The 25,046-nt window shown below is 40.0% G+C and carries 20 protein-coding genes; 15 read left to right on the top strand and 5 right to left on the bottom strand.

Translation table 11 applies throughout. From position 1 onward, the window contains the following. Nucleotides 1-341 precede the first annotated feature (341 nt). Nucleotides 342-1,022: an HAD-IA family hydrolase gene (locus J8L73_RS07190; protein ID WP_211000143.1), complete on the bottom strand. Its 681-nt coding sequence runs from the start codon at nucleotides 1,020-1,022 to the stop codon at nucleotides 342-344. Then, nucleotides 1,022-1,732 (bottom strand): bifunctional 2-polyprenyl-6-hydroxyphenol methylase/3-demethylubiquinol 3-O-methyltransferase UbiG, encoded by a 711-nt coding sequence (gene ubiG, locus J8L73_RS07185; protein ID WP_211000142.1) that lies wholly within the window; start codon nucleotides 1,730-1,732, stop codon nucleotides 1,022-1,024. Before ubiG ends, J8L73_RS07190 begins: the two co-directional genes overlap by 1 nt. Before the next feature lie 178 nt (nucleotides 1,733-1,910). Between ubiG and gyrA the strand changes: the two genes are divergently transcribed. The 10 genes from gyrA (at nucleotide 1,911) to J8L73_RS07135 (ending at nucleotide 12,678) form a co-directional block, all read left to right on the top strand. Continuing rightward, on the top strand, nucleotides 1,911-4,610 hold the full coding sequence (gene gyrA / locus J8L73_RS07180) for a DNA topoisomerase (ATP-hydrolyzing) subunit A (protein WP_211015743.1): 2,700 nt from the start codon (nucleotides 1,911-1,913) through the stop codon (nucleotides 4,608-4,610). 114 nt (nucleotides 4,611-4,724) lie between these two features. Further along, the gene (gene serC, locus J8L73_RS07175) at nucleotides 4,725-5,807 is read left to right on the top strand and encodes a 3-phosphoserine/phosphohydroxythreonine transaminase (RefSeq protein ID WP_211015741.1); all 1,083 of its coding nucleotides are present in this window, start codon (nucleotides 4,725-4,727) and stop codon (nucleotides 5,805-5,807) included. After that, nucleotides 5,807-7,084, top strand: coding sequence for a 3-phosphoshikimate 1-carboxyvinyltransferase (gene aroA, locus J8L73_RS07170; RefSeq protein WP_211015739.1), 1,278 nt, complete (start codon nucleotides 5,807-5,809; stop codon nucleotides 7,082-7,084). Before serC ends, aroA begins: the two co-directional genes overlap by 1 nt. A gap of 107 nt (nucleotides 7,085-7,191) precedes the next feature. After that, the gene (gene cmk, locus J8L73_RS07165; RefSeq protein ID WP_211015737.1) at nucleotides 7,192-7,902 is read left to right on the top strand and encodes a (d)CMP kinase; all 711 of its coding nucleotides are present in this window, start codon (nucleotides 7,192-7,194) and stop codon (nucleotides 7,900-7,902) included. A gap of 95 nt (nucleotides 7,903-7,997) precedes the next feature. Next, nucleotides 7,998-9,665, top strand: coding sequence for a 30S ribosomal protein S1 (gene rpsA, locus J8L73_RS07160; protein WP_058549119.1), 1,668 nt, complete (start codon nucleotides 7,998-8,000; stop codon nucleotides 9,663-9,665). Between the two features lie 66 nt (nucleotides 9,666-9,731). Continuing rightward, nucleotides 9,732-10,019 (top strand): integration host factor subunit beta, encoded by a 288-nt coding sequence (gene ihfB, locus J8L73_RS07155; RefSeq protein WP_007583054.1) that lies wholly within the window; start codon nucleotides 9,732-9,734, stop codon nucleotides 10,017-10,019. Nucleotides 10,020-10,041: 22 nt separating this feature from the next. Next, entirely contained in the window at nucleotides 10,042-10,323 is a 282-nt protein-coding gene (locus J8L73_RS07150) for a LapA family protein (RefSeq protein ID WP_211000137.1), read from the top strand. Nucleotides 10,324-10,325: 2 nt separating this feature from the next. Then, nucleotides 10,326-11,462, top strand: a complete 1,137-nt coding sequence (gene lapB / locus J8L73_RS07145) for a lipopolysaccharide assembly protein LapB (RefSeq protein WP_211000136.1) — start codon at nucleotides 10,326-10,328, stop codon at nucleotides 11,460-11,462. A gap of 46 nt (nucleotides 11,463-11,508) precedes the next feature. Further along, a complete protein-coding gene (gene pyrF / locus J8L73_RS07140) occupies nucleotides 11,509-12,213 on the top strand; it encodes an orotidine-5'-phosphate decarboxylase (RefSeq protein ID WP_211015735.1) in 705 nt (234 codons plus the stop codon). A gap of 90 nt (nucleotides 12,214-12,303) precedes the next feature. Further along, nucleotides 12,304-12,678 (top strand): hypothetical protein, encoded by a 375-nt coding sequence (locus tag J8L73_RS07135; RefSeq protein ID WP_211015733.1) that lies wholly within the window; start codon nucleotides 12,304-12,306, stop codon nucleotides 12,676-12,678. A 26-nt stretch (nucleotides 12,679-12,704) separates the two neighbouring features. On the opposite strand, the gene J8L73_RS07130 is transcribed toward J8L73_RS07135, so the two are convergent. After that, a complete protein-coding gene (locus tag J8L73_RS07130; protein WP_211000133.1) occupies nucleotides 12,705-13,538 on the bottom strand; it encodes a S1-like domain-containing RNA-binding protein in 834 nt (277 codons plus the stop codon). A 2-nt stretch (nucleotides 13,539-13,540) separates the two neighbouring features. Continuing rightward, nucleotides 13,541-14,863, bottom strand: coding sequence for a DEAD/DEAH box helicase (locus J8L73_RS07125; RefSeq protein WP_211015731.1), 1,323 nt, complete (start codon nucleotides 14,861-14,863; stop codon nucleotides 13,541-13,543). A 199-nt stretch (nucleotides 14,864-15,062) separates the two neighbouring features. Between J8L73_RS07125 and J8L73_RS07120 the strand changes: the two genes are divergently transcribed. The 5 genes from J8L73_RS07120 (at nucleotide 15,063) to J8L73_RS07100 (ending at nucleotide 23,129) form a co-directional block, all read left to right on the top strand. Next, nucleotides 15,063-16,070, top strand: a complete 1,008-nt coding sequence (locus J8L73_RS07120) for a rhodanese-related sulfurtransferase (RefSeq protein WP_211000131.1) — start codon at nucleotides 15,063-15,065, stop codon at nucleotides 16,068-16,070. Between the two features lie 214 nt (nucleotides 16,071-16,284). Then, entirely contained in the window at nucleotides 16,285-17,295 is a 1,011-nt protein-coding gene (locus tag J8L73_RS07115; protein WP_211015729.1) for an efflux RND transporter periplasmic adaptor subunit, read from the top strand. A gap of 2 nt (nucleotides 17,296-17,297) precedes the next feature. Further along, nucleotides 17,298-20,378, top strand: a complete 3,081-nt coding sequence (locus tag J8L73_RS07110; protein WP_211015728.1) for an efflux RND transporter permease subunit — start codon at nucleotides 17,298-17,300, stop codon at nucleotides 20,376-20,378. Between the two features lie 142 nt (nucleotides 20,379-20,520). Then, complete coding sequence (locus J8L73_RS07105; RefSeq protein WP_211000128.1) at nucleotides 20,521-22,419, top strand: DUF294 nucleotidyltransferase-like domain-containing protein; 1,899 nt, start codon at nucleotides 20,521-20,523, stop codon at nucleotides 22,417-22,419. Further along, nucleotides 22,419-23,129, top strand: coding sequence for a 3'-5' exonuclease (locus tag J8L73_RS07100; RefSeq protein ID WP_211015726.1), 711 nt, complete (start codon nucleotides 22,419-22,421; stop codon nucleotides 23,127-23,129). The genes J8L73_RS07105 and J8L73_RS07100 overlap by 1 nt, the downstream gene beginning before the upstream one ends. Before the next feature lie 189 nt (nucleotides 23,130-23,318). Here J8L73_RS07100 and J8L73_RS07095 read toward each other — a convergent pair whose 3' ends face one another. Next, nucleotides 23,319-24,902 carry a BCCT family transporter gene (locus J8L73_RS07095; RefSeq protein ID WP_211000126.1) on the bottom strand — a complete coding sequence of 528 codons (1,584 nt, stop codon included), beginning with the start codon at nucleotides 24,900-24,902 and terminating at the stop codon, nucleotides 23,319-23,321. Nucleotides 24,903-25,046 lie beyond the last annotated feature (144 nt).

The following is a 25,046-nucleotide window of genomic DNA, read 5'->3' as shown; positions in this document are numbered from 1 at the left end:
GTCTTTGCTAACATCATATTCAAACCTTGGGTATGATGTTAGCCCCTCCACCTAGTTGAAATATCAATTCCATCAAAGTGTTAATAAAACTTTAATGTGGTCTGAGTTGATTTGCAAGGGACATAATTTCCCCTATTTGTGGATAACTTTGGGATAACGCATTTATGTTAGTAGACGCTCACACTTAAACGAGCATTTAACTAAAGGCGTTTAAAAAGTAAACTAATGATCTGCTAAATTTACGCATTTTGAAAATAAATTTTGACTGGTTTTTTTATCATCAAGCTTTGTGTGAAAACTAACACAATCACAATATATAGTGTTTATTAATTAACATAGCACTATATATGGTTAAATCCGTCAATCGGGCTTTGCCAGTTAAAGTTGGCATTCCAGCTAACAGCTTCGTCAATGCTAGGTACATAGCCCCAAAGTGCAGTGGCGGTATGCATACCTGCAGCTTTGCCTGCTTGAATGTCACGCTGTGCATCGCCAATGTACAAGCAGCGTTTAGGGTCTACCCCCATCAGCTTTGCACTATGTATAAGTGGTAAAGGCGAGGGTTTAGCCTCAGCTAAAGTATCGCCACTGATCACAACACTTGCATCTTTTAAAGCGGGAATAGCAGCCACTAAAGGATCAGTTAAAAAGCCGGGTTTGTTAGTCATGATCCCCCATTTGATCTTTTTATGCGAAAGCGCAATAAGTAGTGGTTCTACACCAGGAAAACAAACGGTTTGATTTGCTATGTTTGCAGCATACTCATCAACAAGCTGCTTTATAAGTGTGCTTTGTGCTTGCTCAGGCCATAACGTTTTAAAACCAGCTTCTAGTAACGCACCAGCACCGTTAGAGGCAGCAGGGCGATATACATCGCTGGTTACTTCATCTACGCCTTGCGAGCGAAGTACAGCATTTAAAGCTGCGCCTAAATCATCTGCGGTATCAAGAAGGGTTCCGTCTAAGTCAAATAAAAACGCATCGTAATTTACAAGTGAAGTATGGATTTGAGAGCCAGCCATTAAGCTAACTTCTCAAAATGAAGGATGTAATTAACGCTTACATCTGTATTTAGTGTGTATTGCTTTGAAAACGGATTATACGTTAATCCAGCACTTGCACGTACTTTTAATCCAGCTTGCTCTGCCCATGCGATTAATTGCGCAGGCTTAATAAACTTTTTATGATCGTGCGTACCTTCAGGAACCATTTTAAGCAGCTTTTCTGCGCCAACAATGGCATACAAGTACGATTTTGGGGTTTTATTAAGAGTAGAGAAAAAAACGTCCGCACCTGGTTTTGCAAGCTTTGCTACTGCATGAATGATAGAAGCAGGGTCGGGAACATGCTCTAACATTTCCATACACGTTATTACATCGAAACGCTCAGGATACTGTGAAGCAAATTCTTCTGCAGGTACTTTTATATAATCTACATTTACACCTGTTTCTAAGCTGTGCAACTTAGCAACGGTTAAGGGCTCTTGCCCCATATCGATGCCCGTTACGTGTGCACCCATACGTGCCATACTTTCACTGAGTATGCCGCCACCGCAACCTACATCAAGGCTTTCTTTGTCAAATAGGCCCTGTGTTTTGTTAGCTATAAAGTCTAATCGTAATGGGTTAATTTCGTGAAGAGGTTTAAACTCTCCGTCTTGGTCCCACCAACGCTCTGCGATGGCTTCAAATTTTGCTATTTCTGCGTTATCTACATTTTGATGTTCGGTCATAAAATACTTCCTCGTCAATCTGAGGCCATTATATAGGGCTAAATTGATAAATCGCAAAGTTTTGCGCCTGTAAATCTAAATTAATTGTGATAGCATGGTCACTTAGAAATAATAACAAACACTCTTAGCGCCTAATACCGGGTTGCAAAGAGCTGATACTGAAGGAATGTGATATCAAATGACTGATCTCGCCAATGAAATTCTGCCAGTCAATATTGAAGACGAGTTAAAAAATTCCTACTTAGATTATGCGATGAGTGTAATTGTAGGACGTGCACTACCAGACGTACGTGATGGTTTAAAACCAGTTCACCGCCGCGTTTTGTTTGCAATGAACGAGCTTAGTAATGATTGGAACAAGCCTTACAAAAAATCGGCCCGTGTGGTCGGTGATGTAATCGGTAAATACCACCCACACGGCGACAGTGCAGTTTATGACACAATAGTTCGTATGGCACAGCCATTCTCTTTGCGTTATATGCTTGTAGATGGCCAAGGTAACTTTGGTTCGGTTGATGGTGATTCAGCAGCGGCAATGCGTTATACAGAAGTTCGTATGGCTAAAATGTCGCATGAGTTATTGGCCGATCTTGAAAAAGAAACGGTTGATTTCGTACCTAACTACGATGGCACAGAGCAAATTCCTGACGTTTTACCAACGAAAATCCCTAATTTATTAGTGAATGGTTCATCAGGTATTGCGGTAGGCATGGCAACAAACATCCCTCCACATAACTTAACTGAAGTGGTTAATGGTTGTTTAGCACTTATTCAAAATCCTGATTTAACTATTCATGAGTTAATGGACTATATCCCAGGCCCAGATTTCCCAACGGCTGCAATTATCAACGGTAAAAAAGGCATTGAACAAGCCTATTTAACAGGCCGTGGTAAAGTGTACATGCGTGCACGTGCCGACATCGAAACCGATGAAAAAACGGGTCGCGAAACAATCATCGTTCACGAAATTCCTTATCAGGTGAATAAAGCACGCTTAATTGAAAAAATAGCTGAGCTTGTCAAAGATAAGAAAATTGAAGGCATTAGCGCATTACGTGATGAATCTGATAAAGACGGTATGCGTATCGTTATAGAGATCAAACGTGGTGATGTAGGCGAAGTTATATTAAACAACTTATATTCGCAAACTCAGTTACAAACTGTGTTTGGTATGAATATGGTTGCGTTAATTAATAATCAACCTAAGTGTTTTAACTTAAAAGAAATGCTTGAAGAGTTTATTATTCACCGCCGTGAAGTAGTAACTCGCCGTACAGTATTTGATTTACGAAAAGCCCGCGACCGAGCTCACACGCTTGAAGGCTTAGCAATTGCACTTGCTAATATTGACCCAATAATCGAACTTATTCGTAAATCTCCAACACCTGCTGAAGCTAAAGTTGCTTTAACAGCGCGTCCGTGGGAATTAGGTAATGTACAAGCGATGCTTGAAAAAGCCGGCGAAGACAATGTAGCTCGTCCTGATTGGTTAGCTGCGGAGTTAGGTATTCGTGATGGTCAGTACTATATTTCTGAGCAACAAGCACAAGCGATTCTTGATTTACGCTTACACAAGTTAACAGGTCTTGAACATGAGAAGATCTTAACTGAATATCAAGCGCTTTTAGATTTAATCGCTGAACTATTATACATTTTGGCTACACCTGAGCGTTTAATGGAAGTTATTCGTGATGAGCTAGTTGAAATAAAAGAGCAATATGGTGATGAGCGTCGTACTGAAATTAACGCTGCTGCACACGATATTAGCTTAGAAGATTTAATTACTGAAGAAAACGTTGTTGTTACGCTTTCTCACGAAGGTTACGTTAAGTATCAGGCATTGTCTGATTACGAAGCGCAACGTCGTGGTGGTAAAGGTAAATCTGCAACGAAGATGAAAGATGAAGATTTCATTGAGCGTCTATTAGTGGCAAACACGCACGATACAATATTGTGTTTCTCAACTGCGGGCCGTCTATACTGGCTTAAAGTTTACCAGTTACCACTTGCAAGTCGTTCTGCGCGTGGCAAGCCAATTGTTAACTTATTGCCACTTGAAGATGATGAGCGTATCACTGCTATCTTACCTGTACGCGAGTACGAAGAAGATAAATACATCTTTATGGCTACAGCATTTGGTACAGTGAAGAAAACACCACTAACAGCATACAGTCGTCAACGTGCGAGTGGTATTATTGCTGTTAACCTAAATGAAGGCGATAGCCTAATTGGTGTTGATATTACCGATGGTAGCAACGAAATTATGTTGTTTACTGATGCAGGTAAAGTTGTACGCTTTAAAGAAGCTGAAGAATCAGCGGTAGTTGATGAAGACGGTAACCCGGTTCTAGATGAAGAGGGTAACCCAGAAATTCGTTTCAAAGGTGTACGTCCTATGGGTCGTACTGCTACAGGTGTTCGTGGTATTAAAATGGCCGATGATCAACGTGTAGTATCTTTAATTGTGCCAAAAACGGATGGTGCAATTTTAACGGTAACTGAAAACGGTTACGGTAAACGTACTCAACTTGAAGATTACCCATCTAAGAGCCGTGCAACACAAGGTGTTGTATCTATTAAGGTGAGTGAGCGTAACGGTGCTGTTGTAGGTGCTGTACAAGTTGACGACAACGATGAAATAATGATTATTTCTAATCGTGGTACCTTAGTACGTACTCGCGTTAATGAAGTTTCTACGGTTGGCCGTAACACCCAAGGTGTTATTTTGATCAGAACTATTGACGAAGAGCAAGTAGTTGGTTTACAACGTATCGAAGAGATTGAAGTTACAGAAAGTGACTTAATTGATATTGAAGACGTTGAAACAGTTGATACAGTTATAGACGAAGCCGTGGATGACAATCCTCCTTCTGAATAATTGAAATTGAAAAAGCGGCTAAGGCCGCTTTTTTTAATGTTGTTGAAAAAAATTAATAGAGCATCAATTTTTATTCATGCTCAGTAGTTAAATTACTGGAATGAGGCAAAGGTAATGAGTAAATACAATTTTTGTGCGGGGCCAGCTATGCTTCCGCAAGCGGTTATGCAAAAAGCACAAAAAGAATTCTTAGATTGGCAAGATTTAGGTGTGTCTGTGATGGAAATAAGCCATCGCAGTAAAGACTTTTTAGCACTCACAGCTAAATGCGAAGCCAGCCTTCGTCGATTAATGAACATTAGCGATGAGTTTGAAGTGCTATTTATGCACGGTGGTGGTCGCGGTCAATTTAGTGCCGTCCCTTTAAACTTGCACCAAGAAGGTAAAGCTGCGGTTTACTGCGAAAATGGTGTGTGGTCTAAAAGTGCAACGGATGAAGCTAATAAGTTTACTAAAGCAACCTCTATTGATGTACGTAATGATGCTAATGGCGAGTTTTCAATCAAACAGGTAGCTGACTGGGTTCTACCTGCTGATGCATCGTACATTCACTACTGTCCTAATGAAACGGTAGATGGACTAGAAATTTTTGAAGTACCAACACACCCAACGGCGCCAATTGTCGCAGATATGTCATCGACTATTTTATCACGCGAGATCGACGTTAATAAATTTGATTTAATCTATGCTGGTGCACAAAAAAATATTGGTCCATCGGGTATTTCAATCGTTATTGTTCGTAAAACATTACTCGATCGTGAAGGTTTAGCAAAGCCAGGGATTTTAGATTACGCCCTTGAAGCAAAACAGGGCAGCATGTTTAACACACCACCTACTTTTGCATGGTATTTAGCTGCTGAAGTATTTGAATGGCTTGAAAGTAATGGCGGCGTTAAAGCAATGGAAGCGCAAAATATTGCAAAAGCGCAGTTACTTTATGACTTTATTGATGAATCGTCTTTTTATACCAATAAAGTAGCTAAGCATTGTCGTTCACGAATGAATGTTCCATTTTGGCTTAACGATGAAAGCTTAAATGAAAAATTTGTGTCGCAATCTAAAGATGCAGGTTTGTTAGCACTTGAGGGCCACAGAATTGTGGGCGGTATGCGTGCAAGTATTTATAACGCAATGCCGCTTGAAGGTGTTCAGGCGCTTGTGGATTTTATGGCTAGCTTTGCAAAGGAGAATAGCTAATGAAGCAACTTCGCTTAGAGCCTATTGCTCGTGTAAATGGAACAGTCACTTTACCTGGGTCAAAAAGCTTATCAAACCGTATTTTATTATTAGCAGCACTTGCTAATGGCACAACCGTTGTAGAGAACTTACTCGATAGTGATGATATTCGTCATATGTTGGGTGCTTTAAAGCTTTTAGGTGTAGATGTAACACTTAACGAAGAGCGCACCGTAGCGACTGTAACTGGTGTGGGTGGTGTTTTCAAAACACCTAGCGAGCCTTTATTTTTAGGTAATGCGGGGACTGCATATCGCCCTTTAACAGCAGTGCTTGCTGCTGTTAGTGGCGAATATGAGTTAATAGGTGAGCCACGCATGGAAGAGCGCCCAATAGGGCACTTAGTTGATGCACTGCAAGCACTAGGCGGTGACATTTCTTACACTAAACATAAAGATTACCCACCACTTAAAATAGTCGGTGGGCAGATAAATGGCGGTGAAGTTGAAATTGATGGCAGTATTTCAAGTCAATTTTTAACTGCATTATTAATGGCTGCTCCTTTATTTAGTGGTGATACACAGATAACAATAAAAGGTACTTTAGTCTCTAAGCCTTATATTGATATTACTTTAGGTGTTATGGCCCGCTTTGGAATTAATGTTCAGCACAGTGATTATACAACTTTTAAAGTAAAAGGTGGTCAGCAGTACCAATCACCTGAACGTATAATGGTTGAAGGTGATGCATCGTCGGCGTCTTATTTTGTTGCAGCAGCAGCCATTGCTGGTGGCGAGATTGAAATTAAAGGTGTTGGCGCTAAATCGGTGCAAGGTGATATTGGTTTTGCAAAAGTAATGGAGCAAGTAGGTGCTAAAATAGATTGGTATGATGAGCATCTAGTGGTTCGCAAAGGTGACTTAAAAGGCGTGGATATTGACGCTAATGCTATCCCTGATGCTGCAATGACACTTGCAACCGTTGCACTTTTTGCCAAAGGCCCAACCGCTATTCGCAATATATATAATTGGCGCGTAAAAGAAACAGATCGTTTATATGCAATGGCTACCGAGCTTCGTAAAGTCGGTGCGTATGTAGTAGAAGGCGAAGATTTTATAGAAATCACACCACCAGAAACATTTAATGATGTAGCTATTGATACTTATGACGATCACCGTATTGCTATGTGTTTTTCAATGGTTGCCGTAGGTGGCAAGCCCATAACTATTAATGATCCTAAGTGTACTTATAAAACATTTCCTACTTTTTTCAATGTTTTAGCGTCGGTGAGTGAATAGCACGTTCATAACTATTTATAAAAAGTTACACACTTATAGCAGATATATTTTAATAACTGACGTATAATGTCGCGGATTATTTAGGTGTGCATTGCAGGAGGTTTTAAATGCAGGCGTTATTAATGCCCGTGATCACCGTTGATGGCCCAAGTGGTTCAGGTAAAGGAACTGTTTGTCGCTTGTTAGCCGACAAGTTAGGGTGGGATGTGTTAGATAGCGGTGCGATTTATCGTGTTTTATCTTTAGCTGCACTTCATCACCAAATCGCATTAGACAATGAAGAAGGGTTAGTCCCGCTTGCTGCAAACTTAGATGTGCAGTTTTTGGTAGATAGCCAAACTAATGCAGGAAAAGTTATTTTAGAAGGCGAAGACGTAACAACCACTATTCGTAATGAAGAAGTGGGAGCCGCAGCATCAAAAGTGGCTGCTTTACCTCGCGTTCGTGAAGCTCTATTACGTCGTCAGCGTGCGTTTCGCACTGAAAATGGCTTAATCGCCGATGGCAGAGATATGGGCACTGTGGTATTTCAAGATGCGCCATTAAAAATATATTTAACGGCTAGTGCAGAAGAACGCGCTCGTAGACGCTTTGTTGAGTTGAATGAGCGTGGCCATGATGTTACACTAAGTGGTCTATTACAGGATATTCAAGCTCGTGATGAGCGCGATATGAATCGTGCCGTTGCTCCGCTTGTACCTGCAGGAGATGCTATCGAGATAGACACTAGCGAGCTTAATGCTCAGCAAGTGTTTGATAAAGTTATAACTTTAGTTGATATTGCAATATCTGAAGGAAAGCTTCCTAAACGAAGCTAAACACATTTTATGCGCCAGCAGGATGCCAGTGCTATTTTAACAACCCCATGCAGCATGGTTGCTTATTGGTATTAATATATGAGACGTATATTCGTATGTCAGAAAATTTTGCGCAGTTATTTGAAGAAAGCTTAAAGGGTTTTGAAGCAGAGCAAGGCTCTATTGTTAAAGGTACAGTAATCTCTATCGAGAATAACATTGTACTTGTAGATGCTGGTCTTAAATCAGAAAGTGCTATCCCTGCAGAGCAGTTCAAAAATGCTGCTGGTGAACTAGAAGTTGCTGTAGGCGACGAAGTAGATGTTGCACTAGATGCAATTGAAGACGGTTTCGGTGAAACTATCCTTTCTCGTGAGAAAGCGAAGCGTCACGAAGCGTGGATCCGTCTTGAGAAAGCATGTGAAGAGCAAGAAACTGTTACTGGTGTTATCAACGGTAAAGTTAAAGGCGGTTTCACAGTTGAAGTTGATTCAATCCGTGCTTTCCTACCTGGTTCACTTGTTGATGTTCGTCCAGTACGTGACACAACTCACCTTGAAGGCAAAGAGCTTGAATTTAAAGTAATCAAGCTTGACCAAAAACGTAACAACGTTGTTGTTTCACGTCGTGCAGTTATCGAATCTGAAAACTCACAAGAACGTGAAGAGCTTCTTGCTAACCTTGTTGAAGGCCAAGAAGTTAAAGGTATCGTTAAGAACCTTACTGACTACGGTGCGTTCGTTGACCTTGGTGGTGTTGATGGTCTACTACACATTACAGATATGGCTTGGAAGCGTGTTAAGCACCCTTCAGAGATCGTTAATGTTGGTGACGAAATCGCAGTTAAAGTTCTTAAATTCGACAAAGATAAAACTCGTGTATCTCTAGGCCTTAAACAGCTTGGCGAAGATCCATGGGCAGCTATCGCTGGTCGTTACCCAGAAGGTTCTAAACTTTCTGGTCGTGTAACTAACCTTACTGATTACGGTTGCTTCGTAGAAATCGAAGAAGGCGTTGAAGGTCTAGTACACGTTTCTGAAATGGATTGGACTAACAAGAACATCCATCCTTCTAAAGTTGTAAGCCTTGGCGACAACGTTGAAGTTATGGTTCTTGAAATCGACGAAGAACGTCGTCGTATTTCTCTTGGTCTTAAGCAATGTATTGCTAATCCTTGGCAGGAATTTGCTCGTCTTCAAAACAAAGGCGACCAAGTTACTGGTAAGATCAAATCAATCACTGACTTCGGTATCTTTATCGGTCTTGACGGTGGTATTGATGGTCTTGTACACCTTTCAGACATTTCTTGGAATACACCTGGCGAAGAAGCTGTACGTGAATTCAAGAAAGGCGACGAAATCACTGCTATCGTATTGCAAGTTGACCCAGAGCGTGAACGTATCTCTCTAGGTGTTAAGCAAATCGAAGCTGACCCGTTCAATAACTACCTTGATGCAAACAAGAAAGGTGCTATTGTTAAAGGTAAAGTGACTGAAGTTGATGCGAAAGGCGCAACTGTTGAACTTATCGAAGGCGTTGAAGGTTACATCCGTGTAGCTGATATCGCTCAAGAGCGCGTTGAAGATGCAACTACTGTTGTTTCTGTTGGCGACGAGATTGAAGTTAAATACGTTGGTGTTGATCGTAAGAACCGCACTTTAAGCTTATCAGTTAAAGCTCTTTTCGAAGCAGAAGAGAAAGAAGTACTTGAGAAGCTTAAGAAAGAAGAGCCAGTGTTTGAAAACGCAATGGCAGCTGCTTTCGCAAATGCACAAAAAGACTAATATATAATTAGTTTTTAGTTGGAAGGGCATTTTTGCCCTTCCTATATCTCTTATTAAGGAAACGCTATGACTAAGTCAGAATTGATAGAAACACTTGCGGAACAACACGCACACGTTCCAGTGAAAGATGTTGAAAATGCAGTAAAAGAAATTCTTGAACAAATGGCCGGCTCATTATCTACTTCAGATCGTATTGAGATCAGAGGTTTTGGTAGTTTCTCTTTGCATTTCCGCGCTCCTCGCACAGGTCGTAATCCTAAGACTGGTGATACAGTAGAGCTTGAAGGAAAGCATGTACCTCATTTTAAACCAGGCAAAGAGTTACGCGACCGCGTAAACGAGAGTATCGCCTAGTTAAACTCATTGGAGTAGTTACTTGTTTAAGGTATTAAAAATTATTCTGGTTGCGTTTTTACTTATATGCGCATTTGTATTGGGTTCTCAAAATCCACAATTAGTACAAATTAATTATATTATTGCCAGTAATACATTACCTTTAGCTGTAATAATAAGTATCTGCTTTTTAATAGGTGTTGTAATTGGTTGCTTTATAAGCTTTAAAATATTTTCAAAGTTAAAGTGGCAAAATTACCGTTTAAAAAAACAATTAGCGCCTGAAAAAGAAAAAAACAAGCTTGCTGCTAATAAAGACGCCTAATTATGATTGAGCTTTTGTTTTTACTACTGCCTGTAGCTGCTGGTTACGGCTGGATAATGGGTAAAAATAGTGCTAAAAACCAAGCTCATCAACTTAACAGACAAATTACTTCTGAATACAGTAAAGGTTTAAAATTTTTACTTGATAGAGAAGAAGATCAGGGCCTAGAGCATTTAATCAACTTACTCGAAGTGGCCGCTGACTCTGTTGAACATTATTCTACTTTAGCTACTATGTTTCGCCGACGAGGTGAACTAGACCGCGCTATAAAAATTCACGAACTCCTATTAAAGCATCCTAGCTTAAGCGAAAAAGAATCCGCAACAACACGTTTAGAACTTGCCGAAGATTACATTATGGCCGGGTTACTTGACAGTGCTGAAGAGCATTTAGTGTGGCTTGTTAAAGCAGGAGAATCCGAGGCACTCGATCCCATTATTACTCTTTATTCGCAAACGCGAGAGTGGGAAAAGGGCATCAATATGTTTGAAGCCCATAGCGAGCTATTTTCTAAAGAGCAGCATTTTAAAGCCATTGCTAACTTTTATTGTGAATTGGCACTGAGCGATGATAACCCTCAATTAATGCGTAAAGCGATTGGTTTAAACTATAAAGCTATCCGTCCGCTTTACGAATTAGGTTTAACAGCTTATACAAGCGAGGATTACGTTAAAGCTATTTATTACTGGCGAGAGCTTGTTTGCCAGTTTACGTTGTTTGCCCCTCTATTTATTGATGAGCTAGCACATAGTTATAAACAATTGAACTTAACGCATCAATTTCATGATTTATTAAACGACCTTTTAGATAAGGGTGGTGTGCTAATAAAAATAAAACATTGCCAAGCTTTATTAGAGCAGGGACATACTAAGCAAGCATTTGATTTTTTAACTGATAGTTTAAAGCGCCAACCTACTATTCGTGGCTTTAGCTTTTTACTGCAACTTATGGGTAATCAAAATAAAGATACAAAAGAAGTACTCAATGAAATTGATAAGCTTGTAACCTCGTATATAGCCACAAAACCTGATTTTCAATGTCAGCACTGTGGATTTACCAGTCACACAATTTATTGGAACTGCCCATCTTGTAAACATTGGGAAACCATTGTACCAAGTAGAGGCTTAGACGGATTTTAATAACCCCTAACTATTTATAACTTTACTGCCATTCATTAGGATAGCTATGTCTTTCGAACATTCAAAAAAAATTCTTATTGCCCTAGATTATGACTCTCAAGAAGCCGCCCTTAGTTTTGTAAAGCAACTCTCTCCTGATACTTGCCGACTAAAAGTAGGCAAAGAGATGTTTACTTATTTTGGGCCTGCATTTGTAAAAGAGTTAATTGATTTAGGCTTTGATGTATTTTTAGATTTAAAATTTCATGATATCCCTAACACGGTTGCTAAAGCAGTTACTGCAGCGGCAAATATGGGTGTGTGGATGGTAAATGTGCATGCATCTGGCGGTTTTGAAATGATGAATAGGGCCAAACAAGCACTCGAAAAATTTGGTGATAAAGCGCCACTGTTAATTGCTGTAACGGTACTAACAAGTATGGATGAAGTGGAGCTACAACGTTTAGGTATAGAAAAAACAGCACAACAACAAGTTATGCACCTTGCTAAGTTAGCAAAAGAGGCAGGACTTGATGGTGTTGTTTGCTCAGCCCAAGAAGCTAAAATTTTAAAAGCTGAACTAGGTAATAACTTTAAATTAGTTACTCCAGGTATAAGGCCTGAAGGCAGTGATGCTGGCGATCAAAAACGGATTATGACGCCTAAACAGGCTGTTGATGCCGGTAGTGATTATCTAGTTGTTGGCAGGCCAATTACTAAAGCTGACAATCCAGTAAAAGTATTGGAAAATGTTAACAGATCAATAGCTTGATTTAACAAAAGCCAGTTATTTAGTACTAAACCCTTATCTTATGTACATTTTGTGTTACATTACTAAAATCTGAATGTGTAGGGGTTTATTTTGAAGTTACTTTTAGGTTCTATATTAATTATCGCTGCTGGTTTTTCAATTAATAAGTATGTGTTTTCTAGTAGAGCATACGATGGCGTGACTGCAGTTACAGATGTTATTTCTGTTTATCCTGTTAATATATTTGATTTTAAAAAAGCAATGGAAGGTTATGCACATCACTTGTGCTATAAAAATGAGGCAACGCTTAATACGCAAAATGTCACTGTTAAGGAGTGCTTGTCGCAGTATGAAAATAAAAAGCTAGAGTGTGAGAAGAAAGTGTTCCGCTTAGCACCACTTAATCTAGAAACTGAAGTTGAAGTGTTAGATTATTCAAGGCAATACACGAAATGTACATTGCCTTATAAATATATTTTAGGTTAGAACTAACTCAGTGGGTATATTTTATATTAAGATTTTAAACGAATAGATTTAGCTTCAATTTCTATCAACTCTTGTTTAAATAACCCACCAATTGCTTTTTTGTAGTTAGCCTTACTCGTTGAGAAAACCTTTTTGATAAGCTCAGGGTCTGACTTATCACCAATGGCAAGTATTCCACCTTCTTGCTTGAGTTTCTCTAAAATCTTTTCACTAAGATCACTTACTTTACCCATGCCAGGCTTTTCAAGTACAACGTCAATTTTACCATCTTCACGTACCTTTTGAACAAACCCTTTAAGTTTTTGCCCAACAAATAAATTTTTGAATACCATGTTATAAAACACAACACCAAAGTGAGATTCTTCAATTAAAACTTTGTATCCAATGTCTGTTTTACCCGCAACTATTAAATCAACTTCTTGAAGATGCGAATAATTAGGTTCTTCTTTTGATAAAAAGCGATTAAAGTTATTCGATGCGCATATACGCTGACTTGCATTATCTAGATATAAACGCACAAGGTACGAATGGCCTTCTTGCATACGTGGCTTTTGTTCATTAAACGGAACGAGTACGTCTTTATCAAGCCCCCAATCTATAAAGGCACCAATGCTATTTATTTCTTTAACACGAAGAAGGGCATATTCTCCTACTTGAGCATACGGCTTTTTTATGGTCGCAGTAGGTAAGTTAGCATTATCTAAATAAATAAATACACTAATGCTATCACCCGCTTCGAGCTCATGTTTAATTTCTTGTTTTGGTAAAAAAACTTCACCTAAGTCATGGCCGTCAAGGTAAGCACCTTCGTTACTTACTTCTTTTACAAATAGGGTTTGTGTTGTTCCTAGGTAACTCATAATTATTCCTGCTCAGGCTTTTTTTTGCGGCGCATTGGTGAATCGCCATCGATATTCATAGGGGCTTTAATTGGTGCCACTGGCTTTTTAGGTTTTGCTTTGCGTTTAACGAGTGGCTTTTTGACCTGCGTTACTTTTTTAGTTTTTACAACTACAGCAGGTTTTTTCTCTTTAATACCTTTAAATTTGGCTTTTAAACCTTCAACACTTGCAAATACAAGCTCATCGTTCAAAAACGATTTTATTGCTAAATAGCTAGCCCAGTCTTTAGGGCCCACAAGTGATAACGCGTTACCTTTAAAACCAGCGCGGCCTGTACGGCCTATACGGTGTACATATTCTTCTGCGTGTTTTGGTAAATCAAAGTTAATTACGTGCGTTACACTTAATAAATCTAAGCCGCGTGAAGCAACATCAGTGGTAATTAGTATTTTAAAGTTTTCACGGCTAAACGAGTCCATGATCTCAAGGCGCTTACTTTGTGTTAAATCGCCAGCGAGCGCGACCGATTTAAACCCTTTTTCATTTAAAGCTTCACTTAAACGACTGGTATCGGCACGGGTTGCTGTAAAAATAATACATTGACCAACATCGTCTTGCTTTAAAAAGTGTTCAAGTAACGCTTCTTTGTGATCAAGGTGATCAGCTAGATAAAGCGTTTGTTTAATATCACTGTGCTGCTCGTTTGCTGCGCTAAGCGTAATCTGTTTTGGTTTTTTTAATAAGTTACGCGAAAGAGCATCTACTTGTGCATGATCGAGTGTAGCCGAAAACAATAATGTTTGACGCAAACGGTGGTTTGCTTGCTCATTAATCATTTTAAGCTGTTCAGTAAAACCTAAATCTAGGATGCGGTCGGCTTCATCAAAAATTAATAGCTCTAAACCACTTAATTGTAATGAGCGTTTTGTGATGTGATCGGCCAAACGCCCAGGTGTCGCAACAACAAAGTGAGGGTCGTTACGAAGCGCTTTAATTTGATCATTAAAGTTCTCACCGCCTAATATTTTTACAGCTTTGATATTTGTGCCGGCAATTAATAAGCGTAATTGAGTAAATACTTGCGTTGCAAGCTCACGGGTAGGTGCAACGATAAGTACACGAGGATCGCGTTTACTGAGCGCTTTTTGCTTCATAACTCGCTGAACAGCAGGTAATAAAAACGCTAATGTTTTGCCCGACCCAGTTTTAGACTGAGCAAAAATGTCATGCCCTGCAAGTGCGGTAGGCACTGCATGTGCTTGAATATCTGTGGGCTGGGTGATCCCTTGATGAGCTAATTGTGTTTCAAGGCGAGTATCAATCCCAAGATCAGTAAAGTGCAAAGTCGTGTTCTCCAATGTGCAACTTAAATTAATGGCCGCATTATAGCCCACACAAGGGTTATGCCGACAGTAAAAACCATTCTAACGCGCTATTTTTTGCAATTAATTATAAAAAGCGTAAAATACGCGCCCCATATGCGCCGGATTTACGATTCGGTAAACGCCACTTAAGGCTATCAAAGCAAAATAGGAAATAAAAATGACTGTCGTTCATAAAGATAATGTAACAAACGAGCACTTTGTTGTATGTGCAATGTACAAGTTTGTAGGCTTACCAAATTTTGAAGCACTGCGTAAACCACTTCTAGAAGTAATGGAAGCTAACGAAGTACGTGGCACTTTATTACTTGCAGCTGAAGGTATTAACGGTACTGTGTCGGCAAAACGCGAAGGTATAGATAATTTACTCGCGTGGTTAGATACCCAAGACAACCTAAAAAATATAGTTACTAAAGAATCATACGATGACGAATGCCCGTTTTACCGCACAAAAGTAAAGCTTAAAAACGAAATTGTTACTATGGGTGTTGAAGGTGTCGATCCTCTTAAAGTGGTAGGGAGTTATGTAAAGCCTAATGAATGGAACGACCTTATTTCTGACCCTGAAGTTATCCTAATTGATACACGTAACGATTACGAAATAGAAATTGGGACTTTTCAAAATGCAGTCGACCCTAACACAAAAACTTTCCGTGAGTTCCCGCAGTGGGCTAAAGAAAATTTAGACCCCGAAAAACACAAAAAAGTGGCTATGTTTTGTACCGGTGGTATTCGCTGCGAAAAATCGACTGCCTACATGAAAGAGCAAGGTTTTGACGAGGTTTATCACTTAGAAGGGGGTATTTTAAAATACCTAGAAGAAGTCCCAAAAGAAGAAACCATGTGGGAAGGCGAATGTTTTGTATTTGATAACCGTGTTGCGGTAAATCATGATTTACAAAAAGGTTCATACGATCAGTGTCATGCGTGCCGTATGCCAATCACTGAAGAAGAAAAGCAAAAACCAGAGTATATGGAAGGTGTATCTTGTCACCACTGTATTGATGATGTTACTGATGAGCAACGCGCTCGTTTTGCTGAGCGCCAAAAGCAAATAGAGCTTGCACAAGCCCGTGGCGAAGGCCACATTGGCAATGAAGCCCAAGCTGTTTTACAGCAACGTAAAGAGGCTAAAAAAGCGCAAAAGGATGCTCAGCGCGGTAAATAATATTTATATATTACGTTTTATTAGCCCAGCTTTTGCTGGGCTTTTTTGTTTTAGCTACCACATAAGTACACTGGTTTATATTATGATTAAATTGGTATTACAAGTGCTATTTCATCTCATTGTTCTGCCAATTTATCGTTCTAACCTTCTTATTGATCACACAGCTGTTAAACTTCGTAAGGTAATGTAAATAATAATTAATTAAGGTGTTACTTTGAAATCGCATATTTTTTTAACAAGCATATTAACTGCTTTAGTATTTGTGACATTACCAGTATTGAGCGCAAACGTTGTCGCGCAAAAAATAACATTAGAGCGTGCTAAGCAACAAGTTCAAGCTGTTGGTAATACAGAAGCGATTCATTCGGTTATGTTATACCCAGCGGTGGGTGATAGGGTAACCGCTGTATACTTTAAACCTGGCGATAAAGTAAAAAAGGGCGATATTTTACTCGAACTTGATTCACGTAGACAAAAAGCCGCACTTAGTGAGGCTAAAATTAAACTTGCCGATACGCAACGAATTTTAGAACGATTACAGCAAAGCCAAGCTAAAGGGGCTGTGCCAAAAAGTGATGTAGATGATGCTAAAACCGTTGTTGAACTTGCAAAAGTTACTTTAACTCAAGCACAAACTGAGCTTGAAGATAGGAAAGTTATCGCACCTATAAGTGGAATTATGGGTCTTACAGATGTTGAGGTTGGTGATAGAATTTCTGAGCTTACTGAAATAGCGAGTATTGATGACACCAGTGATTTATATATTAATTTTAATGCGCCAGAGTCAGCGATATCCATGCTCCGTAATAAGAGCAATATAACAGTATTCCCGTGGCAATCAGAAAACCCAATTAAGGCTGAAATTGCTTACTTAGACTCTCGAATTAACCCGCAAACTCGCACTTTACGAGTTAAGGCAAAGCTAAACAACGCCAATCAGCAGTTTTTACCGGGTATGAGCTTTAGAGTTCATATTGAAGTGTTAGGTAATAATTATGCCGCAATACCAGAAGCCGCATTACTGTGGGGAGCAACAGGGCCGTACGTGTGGACAAGTGTTGATAACAAAGCGACACGGGTTGATGTAAAAATAGAGCAGCGTCTTTCGGGACGTTTATTAGTATCAGGCTCATTAAAAAAGGGTGATATTTTAGTTATTGAAGGCGTACAGCGCTTGCGTGCTCAGCAAGTTCTAAGCTTCACCACTGCAGATACGCAGGAGTAAGTATGAAACTGCAACCTATGATGCAAGACTTACCTTCAATGGCGATTCGCCGCCCAGTACTCATTGTTGTACTTAACTTACTTATTATTATTGCTGGCATTGCAGCTATTGCAGGGGTTGAGGTTAGAGAGCTTCCTGATGTAGATAGGCCGCGTATTACCGTTTCCGCTCCATTTCCCGGTGGCTCCCCAGAAACGGTAGACACGGAAGTAACCAGCAAATTAGAAGGTGCAGTAGCTCGCGTAAGTGGTGTTAAATCTATACGAGCGCAAAGTGAAGAAGGAAACTCGCGTATTGTCGTTGAGTTTAGACCAGGTATTAATTTAGACGATGCCGCAAATGAAACGCGAGAATCGGTAGCGCGCGTTCAACGCGATCTCCCTGAAGAAGTTGAGCGAGTATCAATTATAAAAGCCGATAATGATGCAGAAGCCGTTGTCTCATTAACAGTCGCTAGCGATAGTTTATCGCTTGAGGTACTAACTGAGCGAGTTGATGTTGATTTAGCACCACAATTTTTAACTATACCGGGTGTTGCTGATGTACGTTTAAATGGTGATAGAGCGCGAGTACTTCGAGTACGAATCGACCCGCTTAAATTAAGCAGCTTTAATTTAACTATTCCAGATGTAGCACAAGTACTTAGCCAAGCGCCGTTTGACGTGCCAGCTGGTAGTTTAAAGGCAAACGATCAGCAAATAATTGTGCGAGCTGATGCTACATCAATAACCCCTGAGCAAGTGGGCGATATAATAATTCAAGGCGATACTCGTATTAGCGATGTTGCGGCTATTTACTTTGGACCTGCCGATCCGCGCTCTATGGTAAGACTCAACGGTAAACCTGTTATAGGTATGGAAATAATTCGCCAAGCACAATCAAATACAATTGAAATATCTGACGAAGTGTTAAAGCTCATCAACAGTATGCAAACACGTTTTCCTGAAATGGAGTTTACCCTTACCTCTGATGATGCACAGTTTATAAGAAGCTCAGTTGATGAGGTCATTTACTCTTTAGTGCTTACCGTACTATTAGTAGTGATTACACTGTGGGTTTTTATCGGCTCTTGGCGCGCCACACTCGTACCGGCTTTTGCAATTCCAGTGGCCTTAATTGGCTCGCTAGCACTTATTTGGGCACTTGGATTTTCGATTAATATTTTAACATTACTCGCCCTTGTACTTGCTACTGGCTTAATTGTTGATGACGCCATTGTAGTAAGCGAAAACATTCAGCGACAACGAGGTTTAGGGCTAGGTAGACGTGCTGCTGCAGTAATAGGCACTCGAGAAGTGTTTTTTGCAGTAGTGGCAACTACAGCTGTGTTGGCTGCAGTATTTATACCTATTGCATTTTTACCGTCCACTGCAGGGCGATTATTTAGAGAATTTGGTGGTGTACTTGCAGGCGCGGTTATTATATCTAGTTTTGTAGCGCTATCTTTAGTGCCTGCACTTACTTCTAAATTAAAGTTAAAGCAGGGTGGTTTTCATCCATTTGCAAAGCTAGGCCACTGGCTTGGTGGTATTTATACAAAATCAATTTATAAGGTGCTTGATCATGCATGGCTTACGTTTATAGCTTGTTTATTAGTTGCAGGTGGGTCTGGCGCTTTATATACGAGTTTAGACAGTGAATTATTGCCGAGTGAAGATCGCGGGAAAATACGCATATTTGCACGGGGACCCGATGGTGTAGGGCTTAATTTTATGGATAGACAAGCCATAAAAATGGAAGATATTTTATTACCCTTTATTGATAGTGGCGAAATAGAATCAATTTACACCGTAGTTGGCCAGTGGGATCCAAATATTGTATTTATTACTGTGCCATTAAAGCACTGGGATGAAAGGCACTTTAGCCAACAAGAAATAATTAATAAAATTCGCGAGCCTTTGGGCAATATTCCCGGTGCTCCTGCATTTCCAGGCGGTGCCAATAGTTTAAATTTACGAGGACAAGGCGGTGGTGTGGAGATTGCCTTACTAGGGCAAGATTACCTGCAAATATTTAAAGCCGCTCAACAGTTTTCAGCAGCCCTTGAAAAAGCAGTACCCGAAGTTGCTCCCGTGCGTATTTCTTATCAGCCTTCGCAACCACAGCTTAGAGTCAATATAGACAGGCGACGCGCTCAAGAGCTTGGTGTTGCGCTCAGCGACATTGCTATTACACTAAGAGCGGCCATTAACGGCGACGATATTGAAGATTTAAACATAGGTGATCAGTCGGTTCCCATAATGTTGCAAGCGCAAAATCAAACAATAAACGATCCAAGCGATTTAGCCAATTTATACATAAGGGCAGGTAATAATAGTTTAGTACCTTTGAGTAGCGTGGCATATATTTCTGAAGAAGGCGTAGCAGCTGAACTAGAGCGACATGCGCAGCGCCGCTCTATAGAGCTTAGTATGGAACTGCCTGAAGGATTAACGATTGCATCGTTGGTTGAGCAAATTAAGCAAGTGTCTGAAGACTCTTTAGCGCCTGGTATCGCCCTTGCGTTTAAAGGTGAAGCACTGACCTATGAAGAAACATCCAGCGAAGTACTTATTACTTATGTACTGGCTTTTTTGATTGTATTTTTAGTGCTGGCTGCGCAGTTTGAAAATGTAAACAGCGCGATTGTAGTTATGATAACAGTTCCTTTTGGGATTACTTCTGCAATTTTAGCGCTTTATTTAACGGGAACATCGTTAAACATTTACTCTCAAATTGGCCTAGTTATGCTAATTGGCTTAATCGCTAAAAACGCCATACTACTGGTTGAATTTGCAGATCAATTACGCGACCAAGGGTTATCAGTAAGAAATGCAGTAGAGAAAGCCGCATTAGTGCGTTTAAGACCAATTACCATGACCCTTATATCAACCTTGTTAGGTGCGTTACCATTAATTTTGTCTACAGGGGCAGGTGCTGAAGCACGTAATGCTATTGGCTGGGTGGTGTTTGGCGGTCTCGCACTGGCTGTATTATTTACGCTTTATTTAACGCCTGTTATTTACTTAGGCTTAGCACGCTTTACAACCCCTCGAGGGGACGAATCTAAAGAGCTAGAACAAGAACTTGAAAAGCTAACTTAAAGTGCAATTATAGTTATAGCCTCACCACTTTTATTTTTAAAATGGTGAGGCTATTAGTTAAATCTTGCTTGGCTATATTTGTTTGTTAAGATAGCCACTTAAGCATATACATGCCTTATTGAGTGCTCACAAGGAATCCCCAATGCAAGCTGAACAAGTTGAAATAGCGCAGTTTTTGGCGCAGCACCCACCATTTGATGATTTACCAACTAACGCCCTAAACGAGCTTGCTCAACAAGTTGAAGTCGCTTATTACCGATCACAAACCGATATTTTAACGCTTGGCCAAGATATAGCAGATCTATTTGTTATTAGAAGTGGCTCTGTCGAAATATACCGTCGTAATAACGAACTCTATAATCGATTAGAGGTTGGCGGGATATTTGGTCAAATGGGCCTGCTAATGAATCGCAAAGTGCGTTTTCCTGCTAAAGCATTAGAAGACACGCTTGTTTATTGTATTAACGTTGACATATTTAATCGCTATTGTGATGAATTTGACTCGTTTGCAGATTACTTTGAAGAAGATGGTAATGTACGCCTTCGCCAAGCAATTGTTGAGCAAGCAGACGGGAACGACTTAACCACTGCAAAAGTAAAATCCTTAATTCATCGTGATGTGGTGACTGTTGATACACAAACCACGGTACAAGATGTAGCTAAAATCATGACAGAAGAAGCTGTATCGTCAGTATTAGTTACCGACGCTAATAAGCCAATAAGTGATGACCCAGAAGAAGATGACGGCCAAATTGCAGGCATTATTACCGACAGAGACCTCAGAACTAAAGTAGTTGCACAGGGCTTAGCGCTTAACGTAAAAGCGGAGCAAATTATGTCAACTAATTTGGTATTGCTAGATGCAAACGCATACGTGTTTGAAGCGGTACTAGCCATGCTTCGCGACAACTTACACCATTTGCCTGTAGTACAAAAACGCCGCCCAATTGGGGTTATTTCTCTTTCTGATATTTTACGCTACGAGTCGCAAAGTAGCTTATTGCTAGTACGTGGAATATTAGCGCAACAAACAATTGAAGATTTAGCGCACTATGCGCGCCAATTACCCAACGTATTTGTACGTATGGTAAATGAAGATGCCAATTCGCATATGGTCGGCACGGCTATGGCCGTAATAGGGCGCACATTTAAGCAACGTTTATTAGTCTTAGCCGAAGAAAAATTTGGCCCGCCACCTGTACCGTATTGCTTTATAGCCCTTGGCTCAATGGCACGCGACGAGCAGCTAATTGTAACCGATCAAGATAACGCGCTTATTTTAGATGACAGTTACGATGACGATAAACACGATGATTACTTCCAAAATATTTCTGATTTTGTCTGTGATGGCTTAGCGCAATGTGGCTATACCTATTGTGATGGTGAAATTATGGCGTCATTTAAAAAATGGCGTAAAACACGCTCACAGTGGTTTGATCAATTTACACAGTGGATTGAGCAGCCTAAGCCGCAAGCGTTATTAAATAGCTCAATATTTTTTGATTTAGATGGCGTATGGGGCAAAACCAAGTGGGCTGAAGAGCTTAAAAAATTTATTGCTAAGCAAAGTAAAACGAATAGGGTGTTTTTAGCAAACATGGCTTCAAACGCACGTAATAGAACACCACCTCTGGGCTTTTTTAAAGGGTTTGTGCTTGAGCATAATGGCCAACACAAACGCTCTATGAACCTAAAGCGTAGAGGAACAGCACCTCTTTCAGATGTAATAAGAGTCCATGCATTAGCCATTGGCTCACGTAAGCAAAACTCGTTTGAGCGCTTAGAGGATATTATAGAGGCCAAGTTACTACCTGAGGGAAAAGCACAAGATTTACGAGATTCACTAGAGTACATCGCCATGATGCGGATACGTCATCAGGCGTGGCAAATCGAGCAAGGCGAAGAGCCAGATAATGATCTAGACCCACATCTATTATCGCCGTTTGAGCAGCGCAATTTAAAAGAGGCGTTTGCAATACTTGAAAAAGCACAAAGCTACTTAAAGTTTAGTTACTCTGCCAATGTTGGTGTAAAACACTGATGGGTAAGTGCTCGTACTATAACGCTAATTGGGAAAAAAAATACAAGCAAAATGCCTCTAAAACTAAAAATACTTTTTTAAGGCATTTTTATACTCATGCGTTTAGTGATATTAAAACTCCTCTAAAAGATGTTCCTTTTGTAGCGTTAGATTTTGAGACGACCGGTCTAAATAGCGAAGTGGATGATATTGTGAGTGTTGGTTTAGTACCATTTAGTTTAGAGCGAGTGTACTGCAAGCAAAGTAAACACTGGGTTGTACAACCTCGAAAGAGCTTAAGTGAAGAGTCTATTGTTATTCATGGTATTACACACTCAGAAGTAGATGAAGCACCCGATTTAGCCTCTATTTTAGGGCCTCTGTTAAATGCACTTAGTGGTAAAATTGTTGTTGTGCATTATGCAGCCATTGAACGTCATTTTTTAAATAATGCTTTATTAGCACGTATAAGCGAAGGTATTGAGTTTGCATTAGTCGATACCATGGAAATAGAACGAAAAGCACTACATGCAAGACAAGGCTTACTAGGGCGGTTATTTAAGAGTAAGTTGGGCTCAGTAAGGTTAAATGATTGTAGAAAACGCTATTCACTGCCGGCTTATCATAATCACAATGCGTTAATTGACGCATTAGCAACGGCAGAGCTGTTAATGGCGCAGATTCAATATCACTACAGAAGCGATACGCCGCTTAGTGAAATTTTAAGCTAACGGCTTAAAAAGAGATACATTTTGATTTTGAATTTTTAGCATTACGTTAAGCACTTATGTACAACTGGTTTTAAGTAATGCGGTTACTCTCTTATAAACAAGTTTTAATTTACAAGAGCCAACAGGGCTTAACTTCAAACATAAAAAACGCCGCAATTATGCGGCGTTTTAACGTTTAAAATATATTACTTATTTACTTAGTGAGCGTGGCTCAGTACGTAAACCTAATAATAAGCTTACACACATTAGTAATAATACAATGGTGAATGGTAAGCCAGTTGATACCGCACCAGCTTGAAGTGCCTGAATAGCCTCTGTGCCACCAATCCAAAGTAGAGCTGCTGCTATTGCACCCTCTACCGATGCCCAAAAAATACGCTGTGGCACGGGTGCATCAATTTTACCGCCTGCTGTAATAGAGTCTATTACAAGCGAGCCAGAGTCTGACGAAGTAATAAAAAAGACCAGCACTAACACAATAGCAATAAACGATAGAATATTAGCCATAGGTAGCTCGTCAAACATTTGGAACATGGCTAAAGGTACATCAGTTAAACCGTTAGTGCCTAAGCTACCAACCCCCTGAACTACTTGGTCTATCGCAATACCGCCGTAAATCGACATCCATAAAACAGTGACTAATGTAGGAATTAATAATACCGCTACCAAAAATTCACGAATTGTACGACCACGTGATACGCGTGCTATAAACATACCTACAAACGGTGACCACGAAATCCACCAAGCCCAGTAAAATACAGTCCAGCCGTGCATCCATGTTTCGTCTTCACGACCATGAGGGTTGCTGAGCGGAATTATGTTTTCTACATAACCCATAATCGTATTAGGAACATTACCCATAGCAACAGCAAAACCTACTAAGCAAACAAACACTAATAAGGCAAAAGCAATTAGCATATTAATGTTACTTAAAAGTTTTACGCCACCATCAATTCCACGCACAACAGAAATAATAGCTAGCAGGGTTACACCCACTATTACTAATATTTGAGAGCCAACACCACCATCTGTTCCAAACACATGGTTAATACCAGCAGATGCTTGTTGAGCACCTAAACCTAATGAGGTTGCTAGACCAAACAAGGTGGCAAGCACGGCTAAAATATCAATTACGTGACCAGGCCAACCCCAAGCTTTGTCGCCCAATATTGGGTAGAAAATAGAACGGATTGAAAGAGGTAACCCTTTATTGTAGGTAAAAAATGCTAAAGAAAGCGCAACTACTGCGTAAATTGCCCATGGGTGTAATCCCCAATGGAACATGGTTGCACCCATAGCAAGCTTTGCAGCCTCAGGTGTATTAGCCGTTACGTTAAGTGGTGTTTCATACCAGCCAGTAAAATAGGCTACAGGTTCTGCAACGCCCCAAAACATAAGACCAATACCCATGCCAGCAGCAAATAACATAGCGAGCCAAGAGATACGAGAATGTGATGGTTTAGCATCATCGCCACCTAAGCGGATGTTACCGTAAGGAGATACAATTAATGCCAAGCAAAATAATACAAAAAAGTTTGCTGCCCACATAAATAAAGCATCAAAATTATTAATAATATCGAGCTTAACGCCGTCGAGTGCGGCTTTTGCAGTTTGCGGCTCAGTAACTAAAATGGCGATTAAAAAAACGACAATCAGGCCTGCACTGATACCAAAAACAGGGTTATGTATATCAAAGCCCCATTTTTGTACATTATCCTGACCTACGGTGTAGTCCGTGTTGTCGATACTATATTTGTCATGATTTTCCTTCATGCAATACCTCTATTGTTGTCCTAACAAACCGAAATAAATCGGCGTTATATCGAATTACATTGGCCTTTAAATATCAAGTAAAAAGTAATACTGTAATTATTTGAAGACTAACTAATTTGAAGAGTGATCATACAGCTACTAGTG

The organism is Pseudoalteromonas sp. MMG006 (assembly GCF_018101025.1).
GTDB lineage: Bacteria > Pseudomonadota > Gammaproteobacteria > Enterobacterales > Alteromonadaceae > Pseudoalteromonas.
This window is presented reverse-complemented; position numbering and strand designations above follow the sequence as displayed.

What these genes read in the sequence shown, in the direction of transcription:
- cmk (WP_211015737.1), top strand. Translation starts at nt 7,192, where the DNA reads ATGCAGGCGTTATTAATGCCCGTGATCACCGTTGATGGCCCAAGTGGT.
- ihfB (WP_007583054.1), top strand. Translation starts at nt 9,732, where the DNA reads ATGACTAAGTCAGAATTGATAGAAACACTTGCGGAACAACACGCACAC.
- J8L73_RS07190 (WP_211000143.1), bottom strand. Translation starts at nt 1,022, where the DNA reads ATGGCTGGCTCTCAAATCCATACTTCACTTGTAAATTACGATGCGTTT.
- J8L73_RS07100 (WP_211015726.1), top strand. Translation starts at nt 22,419, where the DNA reads ATGGGTAAGTGCTCGTACTATAACGCTAATTGGGAAAAAAAATACAAG.
- rpsA (WP_058549119.1), top strand. Translation starts at nt 7,998, where the DNA reads ATGTCAGAAAATTTTGCGCAGTTATTTGAAGAAAGCTTAAAGGGTTTT.
- pyrF (WP_211015735.1), top strand. Translation starts at nt 11,509, where the DNA reads ATGTCTTTCGAACATTCAAAAAAAATTCTTATTGCCCTAGATTATGAC.
- serC (WP_211015741.1), top strand. Translation starts at nt 4,725, where the DNA reads ATGAGTAAATACAATTTTTGTGCGGGGCCAGCTATGCTTCCGCAAGCG.
- J8L73_RS07095 (WP_211000126.1), bottom strand. Translation starts at nt 24,902, where the DNA reads ATGAAGGAAAATCATGACAAATATAGTATCGACAACACGGACTACACC.
- J8L73_RS07120 (WP_211000131.1), top strand. Translation starts at nt 15,063, where the DNA reads ATGACTGTCGTTCATAAAGATAATGTAACAAACGAGCACTTTGTTGTA.
- gyrA (WP_211015743.1), top strand. Translation starts at nt 1,911, where the DNA reads ATGACTGATCTCGCCAATGAAATTCTGCCAGTCAATATTGAAGACGAG.
- J8L73_RS07130 (WP_211000133.1), bottom strand. Translation starts at nt 13,538, where the DNA reads ATGAGTTACCTAGGAACAACACAAACCCTATTTGTAAAAGAAGTAAGT.
- aroA (WP_211015739.1), top strand. Translation starts at nt 5,807, where the DNA reads ATGAAGCAACTTCGCTTAGAGCCTATTGCTCGTGTAAATGGAACAGTC.
- ubiG (WP_211000142.1), bottom strand. Translation starts at nt 1,732, where the DNA reads ATGACCGAACATCAAAATGTAGATAACGCAGAAATAGCAAAATTTGAA.
- lapB (WP_211000136.1), top strand. Translation starts at nt 10,326, where the DNA reads ATGATTGAGCTTTTGTTTTTACTACTGCCTGTAGCTGCTGGTTACGGC.
- J8L73_RS07105 (WP_211000128.1), top strand. Translation starts at nt 20,521, where the DNA reads ATGCAAGCTGAACAAGTTGAAATAGCGCAGTTTTTGGCGCAGCACCCA.
- J8L73_RS07110 (WP_211015728.1), top strand. Translation starts at nt 17,298, where the DNA reads ATGAAACTGCAACCTATGATGCAAGACTTACCTTCAATGGCGATTCGC.